The sequence below is a fragment of the Klebsiella sp. GW_Kp181 genome (assembly GCF_040062315.1).
GTDB classification, from domain to species: domain Bacteria; phylum Pseudomonadota; class Gammaproteobacteria; order Enterobacterales; family Enterobacteriaceae; genus Klebsiella; species Klebsiella oxytoca.
Genome location: NZ_JBEAFR010000001.1, coordinates 45,817 through 62,418, shown reverse-complemented (window position 1 = coordinate 62,418; position 16,602 = coordinate 45,817). Strand labels below are relative to the sequence as shown.

General features: G+C 49.7%; 27 protein-coding genes. 22 read left to right on the top strand and 5 right to left on the bottom strand.

Annotated features, from left to right (window positions below; genetic code table 11):
- Positions 1-214 precede the first annotated feature (214 nt).
- From ABLV11_RS00340 to ABLV11_RS00320, 5 genes are all read right to left on the bottom strand, one after another.
- A complete protein-coding gene (locus ABLV11_RS00340; RefSeq protein WP_142478616.1) occupies positions 215-448 on the bottom strand; it encodes a DUF551 domain-containing protein in 234 nt (77 codons plus the stop codon).
- Entirely contained in the window at positions 412-573 is a 162-nt protein-coding gene (locus ABLV11_RS00335; protein ID WP_348855128.1) for a host cell division inhibitory peptide Kil, read from the bottom strand. Before ABLV11_RS00335 ends, ABLV11_RS00340 begins: the two co-directional genes overlap by 37 nt.
- Positions 574-684: 111 nt before the next feature.
- A complete protein-coding gene (locus ABLV11_RS00330) occupies positions 685-936 on the bottom strand; it encodes a hypothetical protein (RefSeq protein WP_348855100.1) in 252 nt (83 codons plus the stop codon).
- Between the two features lie 12 nt (positions 937-948).
- Entirely contained in the window at positions 949-1,176 is a 228-nt protein-coding gene (locus tag ABLV11_RS00325) for a hypothetical protein (protein ID WP_348855127.1), read from the bottom strand.
- A 473-nt stretch (positions 1,177-1,649) separates the two neighbouring features.
- Entirely contained in the window at positions 1,650-2,288 is a 639-nt protein-coding gene (locus ABLV11_RS00320) for a LexA family transcriptional regulator (protein WP_200781087.1), read from the bottom strand.
- Positions 2,289-2,397: 109 nt separating this feature from the next.
- Between ABLV11_RS00320 and ABLV11_RS00315 the strand changes: the two genes are divergently transcribed.
- From ABLV11_RS00315 to ABLV11_RS00210, 22 genes are all read left to right on the top strand, one after another.
- The gene (locus ABLV11_RS00315) at positions 2,398-2,613 is read left to right on the top strand and encodes a helix-turn-helix transcriptional regulator (protein WP_200781088.1); all 216 of its coding nucleotides are present in this window, start codon (positions 2,398-2,400) and stop codon (positions 2,611-2,613) included.
- 112 nt (positions 2,614-2,725) lie between these two features.
- Positions 2,726-3,061: a hypothetical protein gene (locus ABLV11_RS00310; RefSeq protein WP_224261084.1), complete on the top strand. Its 336-nt coding sequence runs from the start codon at positions 2,726-2,728 to the stop codon at positions 3,059-3,061.
- A gap of 174 nt (positions 3,062-3,235) precedes the next feature.
- A complete protein-coding gene (locus ABLV11_RS00305; protein WP_348855098.1) occupies positions 3,236-4,090 on the top strand; it encodes a replication protein in 855 nt (284 codons plus the stop codon).
- A 109-nt stretch (positions 4,091-4,199) separates the two neighbouring features.
- Entirely contained in the window at positions 4,200-6,080 is a 1,881-nt protein-coding gene (locus ABLV11_RS00300; protein ID WP_348855097.1) for a toprim domain-containing protein, read from the top strand.
- A 2-nt stretch (positions 6,081-6,082) separates the two neighbouring features.
- Positions 6,083-6,691: a hypothetical protein gene (locus ABLV11_RS00295; protein WP_348855096.1), complete on the top strand. Its 609-nt coding sequence runs from the start codon at positions 6,083-6,085 to the stop codon at positions 6,689-6,691.
- Positions 6,692-6,812: 121 nt separating this feature from the next.
- The gene (locus ABLV11_RS00290) at positions 6,813-7,388 is read left to right on the top strand and encodes a hypothetical protein (RefSeq protein WP_348855130.1); all 576 of its coding nucleotides are present in this window, start codon (positions 6,813-6,815) and stop codon (positions 7,386-7,388) included.
- Positions 7,385-7,669, top strand: a complete 285-nt coding sequence (locus tag ABLV11_RS00285; RefSeq protein ID WP_064172973.1) for a hypothetical protein — start codon at positions 7,385-7,387, stop codon at positions 7,667-7,669. Before ABLV11_RS00290 ends, ABLV11_RS00285 begins: the two co-directional genes overlap by 4 nt.
- Positions 7,666-8,181, top strand: coding sequence for a hypothetical protein (locus tag ABLV11_RS00280; RefSeq protein ID WP_348855094.1), 516 nt, complete (start codon positions 7,666-7,668; stop codon positions 8,179-8,181). Before ABLV11_RS00285 ends, ABLV11_RS00280 begins: the two co-directional genes overlap by 4 nt.
- 162 nt (positions 8,182-8,343) lie before the next feature.
- Positions 8,344-9,168 carry a DUF551 domain-containing protein gene (locus tag ABLV11_RS00275; RefSeq protein WP_348855093.1) on the top strand — a complete coding sequence of 275 codons (825 nt, stop codon included), beginning with the start codon at positions 8,344-8,346 and terminating at the stop codon, positions 9,166-9,168.
- Positions 9,161-9,466 (top strand): hypothetical protein, encoded by a 306-nt coding sequence (locus ABLV11_RS00270; RefSeq protein WP_348855092.1) that lies wholly within the window; start codon positions 9,161-9,163, stop codon positions 9,464-9,466. Before ABLV11_RS00275 ends, ABLV11_RS00270 begins: the two co-directional genes overlap by 8 nt.
- Before the next feature lie 38 nt (positions 9,467-9,504).
- Positions 9,505-9,954 (top strand): DUF1367 family protein, encoded by a 450-nt coding sequence (locus tag ABLV11_RS00265; protein ID WP_224226375.1) that lies wholly within the window; start codon positions 9,505-9,507, stop codon positions 9,952-9,954.
- 6 nt (positions 9,955-9,960) lie between these two features.
- Positions 9,961-10,140: a NinE family protein gene (locus tag ABLV11_RS00260; protein WP_348855091.1), complete on the top strand. Its 180-nt coding sequence runs from the start codon at positions 9,961-9,963 to the stop codon at positions 10,138-10,140.
- Complete coding sequence (locus ABLV11_RS00255; protein ID WP_348855090.1) at positions 10,133-10,759, top strand: recombination protein NinG; 627 nt, start codon at positions 10,133-10,135, stop codon at positions 10,757-10,759. Before ABLV11_RS00260 ends, ABLV11_RS00255 begins: the two co-directional genes overlap by 8 nt.
- Entirely contained in the window at positions 10,756-10,998 is a 243-nt protein-coding gene (locus ABLV11_RS00250) for a hypothetical protein (RefSeq protein WP_348855089.1), read from the top strand. Before ABLV11_RS00255 ends, ABLV11_RS00250 begins: the two co-directional genes overlap by 4 nt.
- A gap of 124 nt (positions 10,999-11,122) precedes the next feature.
- Positions 11,123-11,641: an antiterminator Q family protein gene (locus tag ABLV11_RS00245; RefSeq protein WP_348855087.1), complete on the top strand. Its 519-nt coding sequence runs from the start codon at positions 11,123-11,125 to the stop codon at positions 11,639-11,641.
- A 140-nt stretch (positions 11,642-11,781) separates the two neighbouring features.
- Positions 11,782-11,991 (top strand): hypothetical protein, encoded by a 210-nt coding sequence (locus tag ABLV11_RS00240; protein WP_348855085.1) that lies wholly within the window; start codon positions 11,782-11,784, stop codon positions 11,989-11,991.
- A gap of 497 nt (positions 11,992-12,488) precedes the next feature.
- Positions 12,489-12,803 (top strand): phage holin family protein, encoded by a 315-nt coding sequence (locus ABLV11_RS00235; RefSeq protein WP_224226402.1) that lies wholly within the window; start codon positions 12,489-12,491, stop codon positions 12,801-12,803.
- Positions 12,796-13,422: a glycoside hydrolase family 19 protein gene (locus ABLV11_RS00230; RefSeq protein WP_224226379.1), complete on the top strand. Its 627-nt coding sequence runs from the start codon at positions 12,796-12,798 to the stop codon at positions 13,420-13,422. The genes ABLV11_RS00235 and ABLV11_RS00230 overlap by 8 nt, the downstream gene beginning before the upstream one ends.
- Complete coding sequence (locus tag ABLV11_RS00225; RefSeq protein ID WP_224226380.1) at positions 13,419-13,832, top strand: DUF2570 domain-containing protein; 414 nt, start codon at positions 13,419-13,421, stop codon at positions 13,830-13,832. The genes ABLV11_RS00230 and ABLV11_RS00225 overlap by 4 nt, the downstream gene beginning before the upstream one ends.
- 623 nt (positions 13,833-14,455) lie before the next feature.
- Positions 14,456-14,941: a hypothetical protein gene (locus tag ABLV11_RS00220; RefSeq protein WP_224226381.1), complete on the top strand. Its 486-nt coding sequence runs from the start codon at positions 14,456-14,458 to the stop codon at positions 14,939-14,941.
- A complete protein-coding gene (locus tag ABLV11_RS00215) occupies positions 14,910-16,355 on the top strand; it encodes a terminase family protein (protein WP_348855083.1) in 1,446 nt (481 codons plus the stop codon). The genes ABLV11_RS00220 and ABLV11_RS00215 overlap by 32 nt, the downstream gene beginning before the upstream one ends.
- Before the next feature lie 3 nt (positions 16,356-16,358).
- On the top strand, positions 16,359-16,601 hold the full coding sequence (locus ABLV11_RS00210) for a hypothetical protein (protein ID WP_224226383.1): 243 nt from the start codon (positions 16,359-16,361) through the stop codon (positions 16,599-16,601).
- Position 16,602: the final 1 nt, after the last annotated feature.

Below are 16,602 nucleotides of genomic sequence, written 5' to 3'. Positions count from 1 at the left end.
CAATAGCTGCGCTCTGTAAGTAATAAGCTGCCTCTCTGCGCCAGCCTAACTTGCGGGACTCCCGCGCCTCTGTAAGCAGGGAACGGTGACTCGCAAAAAGAGAGGGCAGCGTCCGGGGAAGCCTCGGAACTGTTTGTGTTATTTTCATATCGCCTCCTGTTCAGAATGCACGAAGCCCGTCGCTGTAATAGCCGACATGGTTAAGTTGGTTGGTTTATTCGGTTGGTGGCTCTGGAAGAAGGCGCCAGTGGCTTACTGAAAAAACATTTCCGTCAAAATCCTCCATCCCCTCATCGTTATTTGAATCGCAGTCTTGAAACTTGTTGCTCCACTCAGGGTCAAACCAAGCAGTGCATATTCCATATGATGAATAAACTAAGTACTTTCCTTTTATCTCAGGCCTTCCATCAATTACCTTTCTCCACACAATGAATTCCTCCTGTGCCACGGCATACCAGCCGCAGCTTTCATTTGCTCCACAGCTTCAAGCCACATGCCTCCATCCATCAGAAACAGAGCTATAGCCGCCTTACTCTGCGCTGCTCTCAGCAGATTGTGATTTATCATGACCATAACCATGTGTTAGTAACGAGAAGGTAAGCAACAGCGCTCCAGATTAACGCGCATGCTGCAACTACAATGCTCATAGAGCGCAAACCGTTTCTGCTCATTGTTAACTCCTGGCTAATTTTTATTGCTGTCCTGAAATTCATCAGGAAGAGAATCAACAATCTCATGTGAAACAACCAGGTATTTACCGCCTTTAATGCCATAAGCGTATTTTTGTTTTTTTATCATCAGGTGCTCGGCAACAGCCTTAACTGCGTGTTCTGTGACATCTTCCTTTTTTCCTACCCACATTCCCGTATCGGTGTTAAGTGTTCCTTGAAAAATCTGCCCGGTTAATGGACTCGCGCCCATGGTCTTAATCTTCATTCCATCACCCTCTTAGTCAAAATAAGCCGGGATGCTCTTACCCCGTGATTTCTGCCGGCCGCTGCAGGTAACGCCGCGCTCGCCAGGCTGTTTGTACCAGATGCGGTTTCTGCGCTCTGCAATCTCTTCCTGAGTTGGTTTATCGCGAAGGCTACCCAGTGAGGTAGCCCGCTCTACTCGTGACATGCATTCTGCTTTCCGTGCTTCGTTCTGAGCAGCTTCTGCCCGACGCTTAGCCATCAGCTCACCACGTTTCAGATAACGCCGTGTAACGCTGTTTGATGCGATTAAATTGGTCATATGTCCTCCGGTGGTTAGCTTTGGTGATTGGATGGCCGGTGCTGATCTCCGGCTTGAAACAGTTACGCCCGCACGACGCCTGCAACACCTGTCGACTTCAGCGCGAATCAGCCTTCGCATTCATCCAATCCCAAAGCCAACTACTCTTTGGTCTCCCACAAGGGCGGGAGAAATAACTCCATCTATGTTAAATAAGCAGCCTGACTTCATGTCTGGCGCGGCCGAACTTCCTGTGCCGCTGTCGATGTTTCGTTTCGATGGCTTAATAATCACAGAGTGTGTTTGTGCTGTCAACACGATTTGTGATTAGCTGGCATCACGGAGTGTGTTCACATTGATTTAAAAGGAAATTTATTTTTATGCAGGCAATAAAAAACCCGCACTTGGCGGGTTTATGTTCTTAAAGAGATGACTTAAGAGGGGAATTTGAACATCATCTGTACGGCAACTCCGATGATTTTGCAGTTGCCATCGATCGGAATTAGAGGGTAGGCAGGATTAAGTCCTTTCAAATATTTGTTGCCGCCATCTATAACCAGCTTCTTAAAAGTTGCTTCGTTTGCGTCGGTGATCTTAGCAATCACCAAGCTGCCATTTTTGGCTTCTTTTCCCGTATCAAACAAAACCAGCATGCCTTCCGGTACACTTAGGCCGGTTGGGGAAGTCATTGAATCACCCTGGACGCGGAGCCAGAATCCATCCCCATGGATGTGGCAATCTGATTCATACCACTCATCCACCTGACTAAGATTGTATGGCTCAACAGCCTCACACCACTCTCCCGCGCTAACCCAGCTGATCAATGGGAACCTCTCCCCCGGTTGGTATGGTCCTTTGTAGTCATCGCCAAATAGAAGCTCAGCAGGAGTCACACCTAATGCTTTGGCTATGACAGCTGCATCATCCACGCTAACACTGCGTGTTCCGGATTCATAGTTTCCGATCCGGGATTGTGATGCCCACCCGCACAGCTCCGCGAGCGCCTTCTGAGACAGGCCTCGTTCCTCTCGGATCCGCTTAATTCTGGCTGCAATATCTTCGATTCTGTTCATGCGCACTTTGTATCACGCCTTGTGTTAAAAAGCTTTACACGATTCGTGTTGACTAACAATCACGAATTGTGTTTAATTATGCTGAGTGACCATTCTTATAAGGAAAAATATGAACAACATTGCCAACGAACGTAAAAAGCTTGGCATCACTCAATCCGAGTTAGCTGGGGCATGCGGATGGAATCAGTCCCGCTTGGCTAACTATGAATCAGGCATTCGCGCTCCCGATCTGGAGTCTTGCCGCCGCCTGGTTGAGACGATGAATAAGCTGGGAAGTAAGACCTCGTTAGACGTCTTGTTCCCACCTAAGAAGACAGCAGCATAGTCACACCGTTCTTTAACATTACTGGCTCATTTCTCCGCCCGTGTGGAGATAACAACAACGCATCACCGAATGCGTATCTCTAACTGTATTCAACACAAAGGAATTTAAACAAATGGACAAAGCAAAAACACGCAATTCCGGCATCGCCTTCGTCGGGCGTCACTTACTGGCCTCAGCACATCAGGCGCTGGTTAAAACCAAGCAATCATCAGTAGCAAAGCTTCTTGGCGTACACGATTCAACAGTGATGCGCAGAACGGAGAAGTACCCGGAAATCATGGATCAACTTGCCGCCAGTGGTGTAGAGGATTTTGTAATGCGAGGGGAGAGAAAGTTACCGCTTGAGCATTATCGCTGGCTAATGACCGTTGCAATGGAATTCGCAAAGTTACAGCTGGAGATAACAGAAAAAGAAAAGGCCCCGGAAGGTGAGAGCTTCGAGGCCTGAGTACAAAAATCTAATCAATCAGACAAGGTAATTATATGCGAAAACAGCAGCAAAATAAACGCGTTAATCACCGAAAAGATGTGCTTCGTGACCAGTTTTATCAGCAGGTTAATCCGGCCATAGCAGCACCAATGCGGGAAATACTGAACAGGCACAAAAAATCGGAGAATAGCGATGAGTAACGTAGCTTATGCAAACTTCGGGGCCGCCCGAGCCCCGGTGGAGAACAAAGTGGCGCAGCTCGAAGATGGTTACTTGCGCCTCGCCAATGAACTTCTTGATGCGACTATGCGCTCAGGGCTACCGGAGACAGAGCTTTGCATCCTGATGGCCGTCTGGCGCAAGACTTACGGTTACAGCAAGAAAACAGACTGGATTAGCAATGAGCAGCTTGAGGCAATGATTGATAAGCATTACACCCATTGCTCAGCAGCTAAAAGCAATCTGGTGAGGAAGAAAGTGCTCATCCAGGAAGGCAGGAAAATCGGGATGAATACCAACATTTCAGAGTGGCAAACAAAGAATAACGGATTCTGCAAAACATTAGCGAAACCTGCTAAGAAAACATTAGCCGAACCAGCTAAAAGCATTAAGCAGAAGTTGCTAACCACAAAAGACAATACTACAAAAGACAAGAAAGACAATAAAAACACTTTGCCCGAACAGGTTCAGGCGAAGCAAAAAAACACGTCTGACCGTCACGAAAAAACAGACCAGGCTTTCGAGAAAGTTTTCTGGTGTGCAGGCATGAAAAAAACCGGTAAGCAAGCCGCTATGAAGTCTTTCAGAACTCAGTTCGAGTTGTGGCGGAAAGTTAGCGGCGGATCACCTGATGAGTTTGCCGGAATTCTTGCCGAGGATGTGAGGTCGCGTTTAGGCAAGCAATTCGGATTTGAGAATCTTCACCCGGCTACATACCTGAACGGTAAGCGCTGGGAGGACGACAAGCCAGCACAACCAGCCAACCAACCGGCTCCATCATCGCCAATCACCGTATCGAAATCTGGTTACGTTTACTTCGACAGGTGATCCCCATGAAATCCAGAATCAAAGCCTTGCTAATCGCTGGTTACAACCACGGTTGGCTTAAAGCCTCGTTTGTCGAATTCTGGTTTAACCGTCTGAATCTGAGGTCAGCATGACTCCAAGCGAACTGAGTGACCTGCTGTGGATGCAGGTTGACAGGATTGCTCCGCACCTGTTGCCTAACGGCAAGAAAGACGGGCACGAATGGGTTGCCGGGAACATACACGGTGACAAGGGCAACAGCCTGAAGGTTAACCTCAACGGGAAGAAAAAATGGGCTGATTTTGCCGAGGGGGATGGCGGTGACATGCTGGATTTATGGATGGCCTGTCGCGGCATAAATCTCCATCAGGCGATGCAGGAAGCCAAAGCATTTCTTGGTATCAGGGATGATGATCACCACTTCGACTCTAAGCGTGAGAAGAAGTTTTCCCGCCCGGATCGGAAAAAGGTTGCCCGGTACGTTACCAAGTCAGAATCACATGTCGAATACCTGAAATCACGCGGTATCAACCCCGAAACCGCAAAGGCATTCGAAGTTGTGAGCGGCAAGGTATGGAACGGCGAGAGAGAGCTTGATGCGCTGGTATTTCCGTACAAGCGGGATGGTGAATTGCTGCAGGTCAAGCGGATCAGCACTGAGAGGCCGAACGGCAAGAAAGTGATTATGGCTGAAGGTGACTGCGAACCCTGCCTGTTTGGATGGCAGGCGCTGGACAGCAAAATTCGCTCAGTGGTTCTCTGTGAGGGCGAAATCGACTGCATGAGTTACTCGCAGTACGGAGTAAACGCGCTGTCTGTTCCGTTCGGTGGAGGGAAGGGCGCCAAACAGCAGTGGATTGAGTTCGAGTTTCATAACCTTGACCGGTTTGAAGAAATCTGGATTTCGATGGATAACGACGAAGTAGGCCAGGAGGCAGCAAGAGAAATCGCTAGCAGGCTAGGCGAGCACCGCTGCAGGATGGTTAAACTTCCTCACAAGGATATCAACGAATGCCTGATGAGCGGCGTTTCAGAAGATGTGATCTGGCAGTGCCTTGAAGGCGCGGCATACTTCGACCCCGAAGAGCTTTACAGCGCCAGAGAGTTCTACCAGGACACAATCAACGCCTTTTACGGCAAGCAACAGTATCTTTTCAATCCACCATGGGAGTCACTCGCGCATAACTTTCAGTTCCGTGAAGCAGAGTTAACGCTTGTTAACGGCGTTAACGGGCACGGGAAAACGGAAGTTGTCGGGCATATGTCACTGGAAGCAATGAGACAGGGGGTAAAAACCTGTGTTGCATCGCTTGAGTTAAAGCCCGGCGTACTTCTGAAGCGACTCACCAGACAAGCCACTTGCTGCAAGATGCCACCGGTACTTGAAATTGACTCGGCGTTTAATTTCTATGATGACCGGTTATGGATATTTGGTCTCACCGGAACAGCAAAGACCGAACGACTGATAGAAATATTCACCTACGCCAGGCGGCGCTACGGCATCCAGCTTTTTATCATCGATAGCCTGATGAAGTGCGGGATAGGTGACGATGATTACAACGGCCAAAAAGCTTTCGTTGATGCCTTGTGCGACTTCAAGAACAAAACCAACTCCCACATCATTCTCGTTACTCATTCAAGGAAAGGAGATAGCGAGGAAAAGCCCACCGGTAAAATGGACGTAAAAGGCTCAGGGGCTATTACTGACCTGACCGATAACCTGTTTATCATCTGGCGCAACAAAGGGCGCGAAAGGGCGCTACAGCGTCTTCAGGCAGGTGAGCAACTGTCAGACAAAGACCAGCAACTTGTAGGCGCTCCGGCATCTGTACTCATGCTCGAAAAACAGCGTAATGGCGAAGGATGGGAGGGTGGTGTTCCTTTGTTCCTCGATGAGCAGTCTCACCAGTTCCTGCAGGCAGAAGGGGTTTCTCCTTACAACTACGTAGCCAACATGCCGAAGTCAGAATACGACGAGGTTTGGCAGCAACAAAACGTCACGGAGTACTAGCCATGATGGACGCACTCAAGCAACGCATCATCGACTTCATCAAACAAAACCAACCGATTAATGACCAGCAAGCCATATGCACTTTCGGTATCGGCAAGAACCGATGGCGCGAGGAAAAGAGCAAACTTAAACGCATGGGGGAGATATATCCCGTCTGCGGGGCCGGCACTTTCATATCAAAACATGATTACGATGACTGGTTAGAAAATGGCGGAGGCAAGGAGAAAGTAAGAGCCTCACAGGCCAAAGGTGGACTGGTTAAGGGAAACAATAAAGATTCCAAGAAGCTAATAATCGAATACCTGCCAAATATCTCTACCCCAATGACTTCAGGCGCTATCTCCAGAGCCTGCGGAGTCAACGAAAAGACTGGACACAATATTATCTCAGCGCTCGCCGACATGGGACTCATTGAGCATGATGGCGCTGAATACAATCGACGCTATATGCCAGTGATGGAAGGGCAGCCGCAAGTGTTCGTGAAGCGGAAAGCAGGCAAACAGAAGTCGCTGTGCAAGCGATATGATCCGAGGAATAACGTAGTGGTTCGTGACTACATGGCAAGCCCGGCCCGTCAGAGGCTGATGGCTGTATACGGGAGGATGGGATGACTGAAATCTACATTGTTGAATTACTGACGGGGCTGATTGCGATAATCGGCCTTTTTTACGACCTAACAAAAGCAAATTAACAGGCTCGCATCTAGCGGGCCTTTTTTATGAGGGTAAGAAAATGAATATCGAAACAGTAAACGAGCTCATTCAGTCGCTTGAGAGTGCGGGCGAGCTATCGATCAAAGAGCGGAAGTATCTGGAGCTGGCGAAGGCTTACCGGCAGCTGGCTGCGGAGAATACCTATCTGCTCAACGGCGCAGCCCGTGAACTCAACACATCATGGATGTTCCACAAAACGATGCTTGGCGCTCAGGCGGCCTTAGTTTGCCTTGCTCATGGATATCAAGCTGCAGCTCGCGAATGGCTGGAAGGTACCACCGATGAAGCAGGGGCTGAAATCCCTGATGATATTTCAGTTGGTGAACTGCATGAATGGTTCGACAGCCAGATGATCAGTAATGACGGCAATAGTGGATTCCTGACCAGAGCAGAAGCTGAAGAGGCAATCAGGAAGGCTTGCTCCGCCACCGATCGCATCGTAGCCGGGATTAAGGCTGATGGGGTGGAGATGTTCGCGCTGATGTTTGCTGAAGAGGCGATCAAAGACAACAACATCACAACCGGCTGGAAAGCCAGAGCAAGCAGAGCGGCATCTGAATATGCTGATTTGCTGCGCGAGGGGGCCGACAAATGAGCCACGCTATCGATGCACATCTCACTGACGAAGTAATCAACGCCGCATTCGAAAACACTAATTTCGGGCGAGATGACTTTCGCACCATTCTGGCGGAAACCGTTATGAAGCGAGCCGCCGGTTATCACTCTGGCTGGACGGCGACGACCATTTGCACTCGCCTCAAACTGCTGGGTAAACAGGAGCGGCCAACAAAACTCGGCCTGACGTTTGCCTTTCACCACTACTACCGCCAGAGCGTCCGAGATGCGCTGATGCCAAAACAGGAGCGTGCAGCATGACAACTGATATCACCAAACTGGCGCAGAGAGAGAAATTCGAAGCGTGGGCTGAAGAGCGTTGCGCTCTTCCTTGGGGCTATCTAAAAAACCGACGCACTAATACAGGCTACTTCTCTAAACATGATTACACCAGTTTATGGGCCGCATGGAAAGCGGCTGGCGCTGAGTTGGTAGAGGCGCTGGAGAAGGCGCAGCAGCGGATTGATGAACTGGAGAATGATGAAGTTCGTCAGCGCTTGGCTAACGCAGAGCACCAACTCTACATGGCTGAACTGGCGAAAAATAATCTGAGAGCCAGTCGTAAGGCGCAGTTCCGCAAGCGCAAGGCGGCTGAGCAACGAATCGCCGAGTTGGAGTCCCGCACCGTCACCGTGAAGCTGCCGAAGCTCAAAATGCTCGAAGACTATCTCGCCGAAGTTGCCATTGAAGAGCGGAAAGCAATTTTGCTCGGTGTGCGGATGGAGTTTCATCGCGCGCTGAATGCCGCTGGCATCAAGTGGGAGGCTGATTGATGCGCGACTGGAGACTGGTTTTACGCGATATGGAGCGAGAAGAGGAGCGTAAGCGCTCTATGGTCAAAATTATTCCTGGTGAATTACGCAATCAAAAATGCCCGTGTGGTAGCGGACGGAAAGCTAAAAATTGCCAGTGCGACATGTTCAAGGGGGCGAAAAATGTCTGATGAAATTGAAACTATAGATAAAAATCCAAAATCATGGGCTGCATGGAAACGGGAAGCGGAGAGGCTACAAGGGATTATCGACGGCATGGCGCTGGCCGCAATGGACAGCGAGCCGGTAGCAGTACGTGAGCCCATAGCGTGGCTCAATGATGCATATTTAGCTCGCGGTGTAGTTGACGGTGAAGCTGGTAGCGAAGATGCTGGCCCCGGATATATTCTTGTGTATCGTGAAGCGCAGTCAGCGCCGGTAGTGCCGGAGGAAATGACGCCGCAGCAGGCCAGTCGGTCATATGGTGGAGAGGTTCGCGGGTATCGTGATGGCTGGAACGCCTGCCGCGCCGCCATGCTCCAGAGTGGTATCCTCACTGGTGAGGGTACCAAACAAGCTGAACCTGTAACGACGGCTAACAAGTTGCCGGAATTAATCGAAGGCATGGAAGTTTCCATTGATGTAAGCACTTGTGATGCTGATGCTGGCAATCGTTATTTCGGTACCGTCGCCGAGCTATCTGAGCTTGATGGGGCAAAGAATGGTTATATTTTGCTGGTTCAGGACGCAAAGCCAAACTTCAATCAGAGTGGCAACTCTCCTGTAATTCCGGATACATGGATTCCGGTAAGCGAGCGGATGCCAGATGATGAGCAGGAGGTGCTCACCATAAACAAAATGGGCTATCGCTTTGTATCATTCTTCGATAAGCACTCAGGGTTGTTTTTCGACAGGCTTGATGCGCCATCAGCATGCTGCATAGAGCACGTGCTGGTAACTCACTGGATGGCGATACCAGCCGCCCCGCAGGAGGTGAAAGGTGAGTAACTTACGCGATGAATTACGAACCTTCGACCTTGACCAGCTGCGCTCTCTTCGCGAGTTCGTGGGCGACCTCATAGCCAGAAAGGAGAGTGAGACACGTCGCACGGTATGGCGCGTCTGCTCTGACGGTATCTGCTTCGGCAATTTCAGGGAAGATGAATACCTCAAGGCAGTAGCGTTTCTCGCGGAGAAGGCTGCCGAAATTGACGCAGACCCGACATCAGACAGAAGAGATAGACGGATGGAGATTTTATCTCATCGGGTTATCGAGTCTGAATATGAGGGATGGTTTGATGCCTAAATCCCCAGCAGAACGCAAAGCTGTGAAGGAGGTTGTTATTGCAAATCGACCTGGTTAAACACCCAGGTGGCGTATTCTCTCCAGCAAACGAAACAGACCTCGAACGACTCCAGCGATTCAAAAACGGCGAAACCTACGTAGCCGAAATCAAACTCACCAGAAACCCCGCGCATCATCGTAAAGCCTTTGCATTCTTCCAGTTCTGCTTCGACCACTGGTCAGCGGAACACGCTGGATATGAATGCTCAGACGAACACACGCAGAAAGAAGAGTTCCGGAAGAATCTAACTATTCTTGCCGGATTCTATGACGTGGTTACAACGATACGCGGGGAGACAAAGGTGAGGGCTAAGAGCCTGGCATTCGCATCAATGGACCAGGAGGAGTTCGAGCGCTGTTATTCATCGCTGATTAACGCTGCCATTAAGAACGTATTCGCCGGCACAACTGACCCGGCAATCATCAACCGATTACAGTCATTCTTCTGAGGTGATATGAAGCGACGAAGCGCAACGCAAATCGTAATAGACCATCTGATATTCACTCCCACCAAACGCAGCAGAAACCGAAAGAAACCCACTCCCACAGAATCCGACATTGTCACTTTCAATTACACAGCTCATCTGTGGGATATGCGCTGGCTCAGAACCAGGGCAAGGAGGAAGCATGGCTAGACAACCACGGCGAAGATGCAAGATATGCCGTGAATGGTTTCACCCCAGATTCTCCAATGAATGGTGGTGTAGCCCGGAACACGGCGCTGAATACGGAATAATGCTCAGAGAGAAGGATAAAGCAAAAAGAGAGCAGCGGCGCAAGGAAGAAGCCCAGCAAGAACGACGAAACCTGAAAATCCGCAAATTAGCCCTCAAGCCAGACAGCTACTTCAAAGCACAAGCCCAGCAAGCCTTCAACAAGTTCATTCGCCTACGTGACCATGGCCAGTCCTGTATCAGCTGCGGAGAAACCAATCCGCCAGACCTGCACGGCGGACAGTGGGATTGCGGGCATTTTAAGACGGTTGGTGGCTTTCCCGAGTTGCGGTTTGAGGAAAGAAATGCTTACCGACAATGCAAATCGTGTAATGCAGGCTCCGCAAAGCACGGAGCAAAGGCCGCAACGGTAGCCCAGCAATACGAAGCGACACTGGTAGAGCGATTTGGTCAGGGGTTGGTTGACTGGCTGAATGGCCCGCATGAGATGACCCGATACCGGCGCGATGACTTCATTCGAATACGGGATGAGTATCGGCGCAAGTGTCGGGAGATGGAAAAGAAACTGGAGGCGAAATGAGCAAAGAATATATGAAAAAAATCCATTACCCATGTGAGACGGCCGCCATCTTTCAGGATGTGCTTTTTGTTATGAGGGTAGAGCATTACTCAGGCTTACTCAGCGAAGCTGACAGGGCTGCTGAGTTTTATCTCAACCATTTCCCCTATTGCGGTCTCGAGGATATCAGGGAGGGCATTCTGTATAGCTTTGGCGGTCTTTATCTGAACGATTATGAGCTAATCAGGGAGGCCGCATGACGCAGGAAATCATCGAAGCACTCCGCATTAGATGGACTCGCCTCCAGCTATTCAGCCGCGGCAGAACCTTTCCAGATAACTACATCCTTCTTCGTCAGTTTTACCGCATATACAGGGGGCCAGAATGGCAGTAAAAGAGCTCAACTTAACAAAATACCAGCAGGACTGGCTTGAGGGATGGCTGGAGTTGTGGGGAGCATGGGTATATTCGGGCCGGCTGGAAAAACGTATGAGCAGTGTGATCGCTCAATTCATGGAAAGGGTCGAGCCCTCTAGGGTAATGACCAGGCCAATGTGCAATGACGATGACGGAATGTTGATTTCTCAGGTCGTAGATTCCGTTATGCGCATCGACACAAAGGCCTTTGGTATTCTGCTTAGCTACTATTCTCACGGCTCATCCAAGAGAGCAATTGCATCGTACTATCACGCTACCGCAAAGCCACGCAAAATGGCCGGCAGAAGCGGGGAGGGTTGGAGGAAGCCATCACTGGCAACATGCAGGAATGAAATCGACGACATCCTCAAAGCTTCACTCTTCGTTTTGTACCAACCGATGCAAGATGCTTTTAAAATGCGTAAACGAGTCGAGAAAATTAGACATGTTGCCGTTAAAAAGCTTGACATTGCATTATCCATTTAGCCATAATTAGAAGGTAAGCTGCCGTTAGTGACTCTTAAGTTACTGCGGTGGCTTTTTGCTATGGATAGGGTCGCTCCCGAAAAGCAGTATCGTCACTGCCTGCCATAGCGAACATTGACGAGCAACTAGACGAGGTTGTTATGAGTGCAGATAAAGAAGAATTAGATTCCAGCATAGAACTGGATGCAGCAAGATATAGATGGCTAAAAAGCAGGGCCATTCAGGAAGGAAGGGATGGAGGGTATGTGCAGTTATATTCCTTCCCTCTTGTGATGAAAGATGACTTCTCGAAAAAAATTAGCCACCATAGCCTAGATGAAGCTATAGACGCACAAATCGCTGGGAAATAAATACCCGAAAGGTCGCTAAGGCGGCCTTTTTCATTTCTGCAATCTCGTCAGGGCTCTTGAGTGAATGCGTGCCGCACTACACGTTGAAGCTCATACGCGAGAGTCCTGACTAGATTACCAAATCCCGCCAGCTGGGAAATCAGGCCTTAGAGCCAACGCCTTACCCTCATTTTGCCTGTCGCCCAGGCAATTTTTTAAAGCGTACTTCCACCAAGAACCAGACCCAACCAACTCATTGCTGACACTCTGTGGCTACGGTGCAGTGCGCTTTAAAAAAACAAAACCCGCTCAATGGCGGGCTTCGTGAAAATGGGCGACGGCCAGTAGTTGGAGCTACCAGCCGTCATCTTGCTCATGACTCGAATCACGAACAAAGACCGAAGGCCCATCTCGTCTGATCAGACGGGGTAGACAATAGATCGGATTTGTTCACCTATCAATATCTTGTAGTCCTATTTCTGAACAAGTCCCCGTACCTGGGGGTGGAAATGAAAAAAATGCCATATAAAAGCGATCCGAACCTATGGTCGATCCTCATCGCTTTCGGCATGACTCTCGTCGGCGCAATAGCCAGTTACTCCTTCAAAGTCCTCAACGGCGAGTCGTTTAGTTGGAGGACAATGTGCCTACAGCTCATCGTGTCGATATTCGCCGGGCTTATCATGATCATGATTGCTATTCACTACGCTTGGCCTCAGGAAGTTACCGGAGGCGTGTGTGGTATGGCTGGCTGGTCTGGTTCGTCCCTTATCAAGGCTCTGGAAAGTCGTTTTCTGAGCAAAGCGGCGGGGAAAGAAGAAACCAATGACTAAAGACCAATTCATGAAGGCTGCCGGATTGTCTCAGGCGCTTGCTGATAAGTGGTATCAGCACATCATCGACACGATGAAAGAATTCGGCATTGATACCCCAAAAAGGCAGGCCCACTTTATCGCCCAGGTTGGCACTGAATCAAATGGGTTCCGAGCTGTCCAGGAATCACTGAACTACTCGGTCACTGGACTTCAAATTTTTGGTTCGCGACTCACAGCAGTTCAGCGCGAAAAGCTTGGGCGTAAGCCTGGTGAGCTTGCCTTATCCCCTGCCAGACAGGCTGACATTGCGAACATAGTTTATGGTGGCAGATACGGAAACAATCAGAGCGGTGACGGCTGGAAATACCGTGGGCGTGGGCTGAAGCAGGTTACCTTCAAAGACAACTATTCAGCCTGCGGCAAAGTGCTGGGACTGAACCTCATTGATGATCCCGACCTGCTGCTACTGGATAAGAACGCTGCCCGCTCTGCCGGTTGGTTCTGGAAAGCAAACAACTGCAATCAGTTTGCTGATTCCGGTGACGTAAATGGGCTGACCAAGCGTATCAATGGTGGATTTAATGGCCTCCAGGACAGAGCTGAACGCACAAGGAAAGCGGAGGCGGTGTTGATATGAGTGCCACTACTCTAAAGAACCTAATCCCCTTCATCTTTGCTGCAATCATCATAGGATTCATCGCTAAGCTCGGCGCAGATAATCGTCAATTGAGAATCAGTAACGCATCGCTTCAGAATGAAGCAAAAGAACTGAACATCAAAAACAACGATCTCGCCAATACGCTACAGAATCTCACTGATGCGGTGACGAGCATGAATAAACTGGTTGGGACTGAGGCCCGTCGCCGATCAGCCGCGGAGATGAAATCACAACGCCTGCAGGAAGAAGTGAAAGATGCGCTCAAAAACAATAAGTGCTCTATCGAGCTTATTCCTGATTCTGTCGTTGAGCAGTTGCGCCGACAAGCAGACTCAGTACGAAATGGTAAAAACGCCGATAGCCCCAATACCAGAAAGCCTGCTGATTGATTGTTCAGTCCCTATGGTGCCGACAGCAATGACATTTGGAGACAGCGTGCAAATGAACATAGCGCTGCTTAACGCTCTCGATGCATGCAATGGACAGGTAAGAACTATCAGGCAAATCGAATCATCAAGAAATATCCCTTAATCGGGAAAGGCGCAGTAATGTCGCCGTCTCTCTGCAATATCTAAGACCAAGCCGCCATAGCGGAATCCTCATTGCGAGAGTGCAGATAGAATCAAAAACATTACACGCAGGGTTTTGTAGGTTTGTCCCGACATGCCGGAAACGTCAGCCGGTGCGGAAGAAGTGGCGTGACCTCTGAGAGAAGAACAAATAATATAAATCATTGGCTAGGGTGGCCCTGGATTAAAATGACGACAACTAGGCGAGGTTGGCGATGGGTAAAAACAGAGAAGGCGCAAGGAAAAAGAAGCGAGAAGAAGCTGATAAGCAAATCATGGATTCCATGTGGAATATATTCCAGAAGCTCAAAAAGAGTGAGCATGACCTAACGGACGAATTGTTAAGTCTGCCGTTTTATAGAGCCCGCTAAATGCGGGTTTTTTATTGCTCATTACAAAAGCTCTTCAAGTGAGGGGCTTTGATAATGACTAAGGAGATAAGCATGTCGAGTGAAACAAAAATGGGTCGCCCGACTGACTACCTTCCAGAAGTAGCTGAAGACATCTGTAACTTGCTCATGTTGGGCGAGAGTCTGCGTTCTATCTGTAAGCGTCCGGGCATGCCATCTATCCGTGCAGTTATGTATTGGTTGCAGAGACACGAAGACTTCATGCAACAGTACGCGCGTGCGCGTGAGGTTCAGGCCGAACTCCTCGCTGAAGAGATCATTGAAATAGCTGACGACAGCAAGGGAGATGTGATTGTCGATGAAGATGGGCATGAACAAACGAATCATGAGCGCGTCGCGCGTTCCCGGCTTCGAGTAGATGCCCGTAAGTGGTACGCCTCAAAACTTGCTCCAAAGCGTTACGGCGACAAAGTAACGCACGAGCAAAACATCACCATTACCGATCTGACTGATGAAGAGTTAGACCGGCGCTTACAGGAGTTAACCAATGCACAATCTCAGCCGGGAGCAGAAGATTGAGCTGGTAAAGCTCCTGGAAGAAAAGAAGCGACGCGATAATGTCTATCGCTACCGAACCTACTACGAAACTCGTTACCCCTGGCAAAAACGTTTCATTGCGAACACTCGCGAATATTCACAGGTAGCACTCATTGCTGCGAACCGTGTTGGTAAGACGGACACGGCGACATATGTCGATGCAATTCACGCCATGGGTGACTACCCGGACGGATGGACAGGTCATAAATTCGATCATGCACCGTTAATCTGGATACTTGGTTATTCAGGCGAGAAGTGTCGAGACCTTCTACAAGCGCCGATCATCGGGCGAAAGACAGACAACGGCTGGGAAGGTGGATTAATCCCCGGCGAGCTTATTGTCAGTGTTGAGCCTATGACGGGCACGCCAAACGCCGTCCGTTCTGTGTACATCAAACACAAGTCAGGCGGCACAGCAAAGATACAGTTTTGGTCTTACTCGCAGGGGCAGCACGCTTTGATGGGGGACAGCGTCGACTGGTTCCATATCGATGAGGAGCCAAAAGATCCCGCAATATTCCCCCAGGTACTTACGCGTACAGCGACTGGTGACAAAGGAAACGGCGGCAGAGGGATTTTGACGTTTACGCCAGAGAACGGCCGCACCGATTTGGTCATAGGCTTCATGGACAACCCGTCATCAGCCCAGGCATGCATGAACGTAGGCTGGGATGATGCACCTCACCTGAGCGACAAAGTTAAGACTGAGTTACTGGTATCCTTCCCTGCGCATCAAAGAGATATGCGAACTAAGGGCATACCAATGCTTGGTCACGGTCGCATCTACGATATTGCCGATGATGAAATCACCTGTCAGCCATTCTCCTGTCCAGATCACTTCTTTGTTATCGACGGGCAAGACTTCGGCTGGGACCACCCGCAGGCGCACATTCAGTTGTGGGAGGACAGGGATGAGGACGTCATTTACATCTCTCACGTGTGGAAAGCACGACAGAAGAAAGCTGATGAGGCGTGGCGCATCGTAAAGCCATGGGCTAAGGATGTTCCAACGGCGTGGCCGCATGATGGAAATCAGCATGAAAAGGGCGGAGGACAGCAGCTCAAAGAACAGTACAAGGCTGAGGGATTCAAGATGCTTGGCGAGCATGCTACATGGCCTGATGGTGGGAACAAGGTTGAGCCGGGCATTCACGAAATCAGAGAGAGAATGCTTGATGGAAAATTCAAGGTGTTCTCCACTTGTACGGATTTCTTTGAAGAGTTCCGGATGTACCATCGCGATGAGACCGGGAAGATAGCTAAAACTAATGATGATGTGCTTGATGCTATCCGGTACGCCTACATGATGCGTCGTTATGCAATTCAGAAATACCGCATCTCCGCCCCTCGCAACAAACCTCGCATGGCTAACACAGACTACAACCTATTCGGGTGATACATGAGCGAAGTAACTAAAGCAGTCGGCTCTGTCATTGGCGGAGTCGGGGACATGCTCGGCCTCGGAACAGCGACGCCGACAATCACGCAGACACCACAGGTGCAGCAGGACCAGACAATCAACGCAGCGGATGATCAGCTGCGTCGCCGTCAGCGTCAGGGCGTTAATGCCAATATGCTATCCGGCCCAGGTGGCGATAGCTCTTCAAGCTCTACTGGGCAGAAAACTTTGTTAGGTGGTTAAG

Bases quoted from the DNA above. Each gene is read 5' to 3' on its own strand.
- ABLV11_RS00335 (WP_348855128.1), bottom strand. From the start codon at position 573: ATGGTCATGATAAATCACAATCTGCTGAGAGCAGCGCAGAGTAAGGCG.
- ABLV11_RS00330 (WP_348855100.1), bottom strand. From the start codon at position 936: ATGAAGATTAAGACCATGGGCGCGAGTCCATTAACCGGGCAGATTTTT.
- ABLV11_RS00325 (WP_348855127.1), bottom strand. From the start codon at position 1,176: ATGGCTAAGCGTCGGGCAGAAGCTGCTCAGAACGAAGCACGGAAAGCA.
- ABLV11_RS00320 (WP_200781087.1), bottom strand. From the start codon at position 2,288: ATGAACAGAATCGAAGATATTGCAGCCAGAATTAAGCGGATCCGAGAG.
- ABLV11_RS00315 (WP_200781088.1), top strand. From the start codon at position 2,398: ATGAACAACATTGCCAACGAACGTAAAAAGCTTGGCATCACTCAATCC.
- ABLV11_RS00310 (WP_224261084.1), top strand. From the start codon at position 2,726: ATGGACAAAGCAAAAACACGCAATTCCGGCATCGCCTTCGTCGGGCGT.
- ABLV11_RS00305 (WP_348855098.1), top strand. From the start codon at position 3,236: ATGAGTAACGTAGCTTATGCAAACTTCGGGGCCGCCCGAGCCCCGGTG.
- ABLV11_RS00300 (WP_348855097.1), top strand. From the start codon at position 4,200: ATGACTCCAAGCGAACTGAGTGACCTGCTGTGGATGCAGGTTGACAGG.
- ABLV11_RS00295 (WP_348855096.1), top strand. From the start codon at position 6,083: ATGATGGACGCACTCAAGCAACGCATCATCGACTTCATCAAACAAAAC.
- ABLV11_RS00290 (WP_348855130.1), top strand. From the start codon at position 6,813: ATGAATATCGAAACAGTAAACGAGCTCATTCAGTCGCTTGAGAGTGCG.
- ABLV11_RS00285 (WP_064172973.1), top strand. From the start codon at position 7,385: ATGAGCCACGCTATCGATGCACATCTCACTGACGAAGTAATCAACGCC.
- ABLV11_RS00280 (WP_348855094.1), top strand. From the start codon at position 7,666: ATGACAACTGATATCACCAAACTGGCGCAGAGAGAGAAATTCGAAGCG.
- ABLV11_RS00275 (WP_348855093.1), top strand. From the start codon at position 8,344: ATGTCTGATGAAATTGAAACTATAGATAAAAATCCAAAATCATGGGCT.
- ABLV11_RS00260 (WP_348855091.1), top strand. From the start codon at position 9,961: ATGAAGCGACGAAGCGCAACGCAAATCGTAATAGACCATCTGATATTC.
- ABLV11_RS00255 (WP_348855090.1), top strand. From the start codon at position 10,133: ATGGCTAGACAACCACGGCGAAGATGCAAGATATGCCGTGAATGGTTT.
- ABLV11_RS00250 (WP_348855089.1), top strand. From the start codon at position 10,756: ATGAGCAAAGAATATATGAAAAAAATCCATTACCCATGTGAGACGGCC.
- ABLV11_RS00245 (WP_348855087.1), top strand. From the start codon at position 11,123: ATGGCAGTAAAAGAGCTCAACTTAACAAAATACCAGCAGGACTGGCTT.
- ABLV11_RS00240 (WP_348855085.1), top strand. From the start codon at position 11,782: ATGAGTGCAGATAAAGAAGAATTAGATTCCAGCATAGAACTGGATGCA.
- ABLV11_RS00235 (WP_224226402.1), top strand. From the start codon at position 12,489: ATGCCATATAAAAGCGATCCGAACCTATGGTCGATCCTCATCGCTTTC.
- ABLV11_RS00230 (WP_224226379.1), top strand. From the start codon at position 12,796: ATGACTAAAGACCAATTCATGAAGGCTGCCGGATTGTCTCAGGCGCTT.
- ABLV11_RS00225 (WP_224226380.1), top strand. From the start codon at position 13,419: ATGAGTGCCACTACTCTAAAGAACCTAATCCCCTTCATCTTTGCTGCA.
- ABLV11_RS00220 (WP_224226381.1), top strand. From the start codon at position 14,456: ATGTCGAGTGAAACAAAAATGGGTCGCCCGACTGACTACCTTCCAGAA.
- ABLV11_RS00215 (WP_348855083.1), top strand. From the start codon at position 14,910: ATGCACAATCTCAGCCGGGAGCAGAAGATTGAGCTGGTAAAGCTCCTG.
- ABLV11_RS00210 (WP_224226383.1), top strand. From the start codon at position 16,359: ATGAGCGAAGTAACTAAAGCAGTCGGCTCTGTCATTGGCGGAGTCGGG.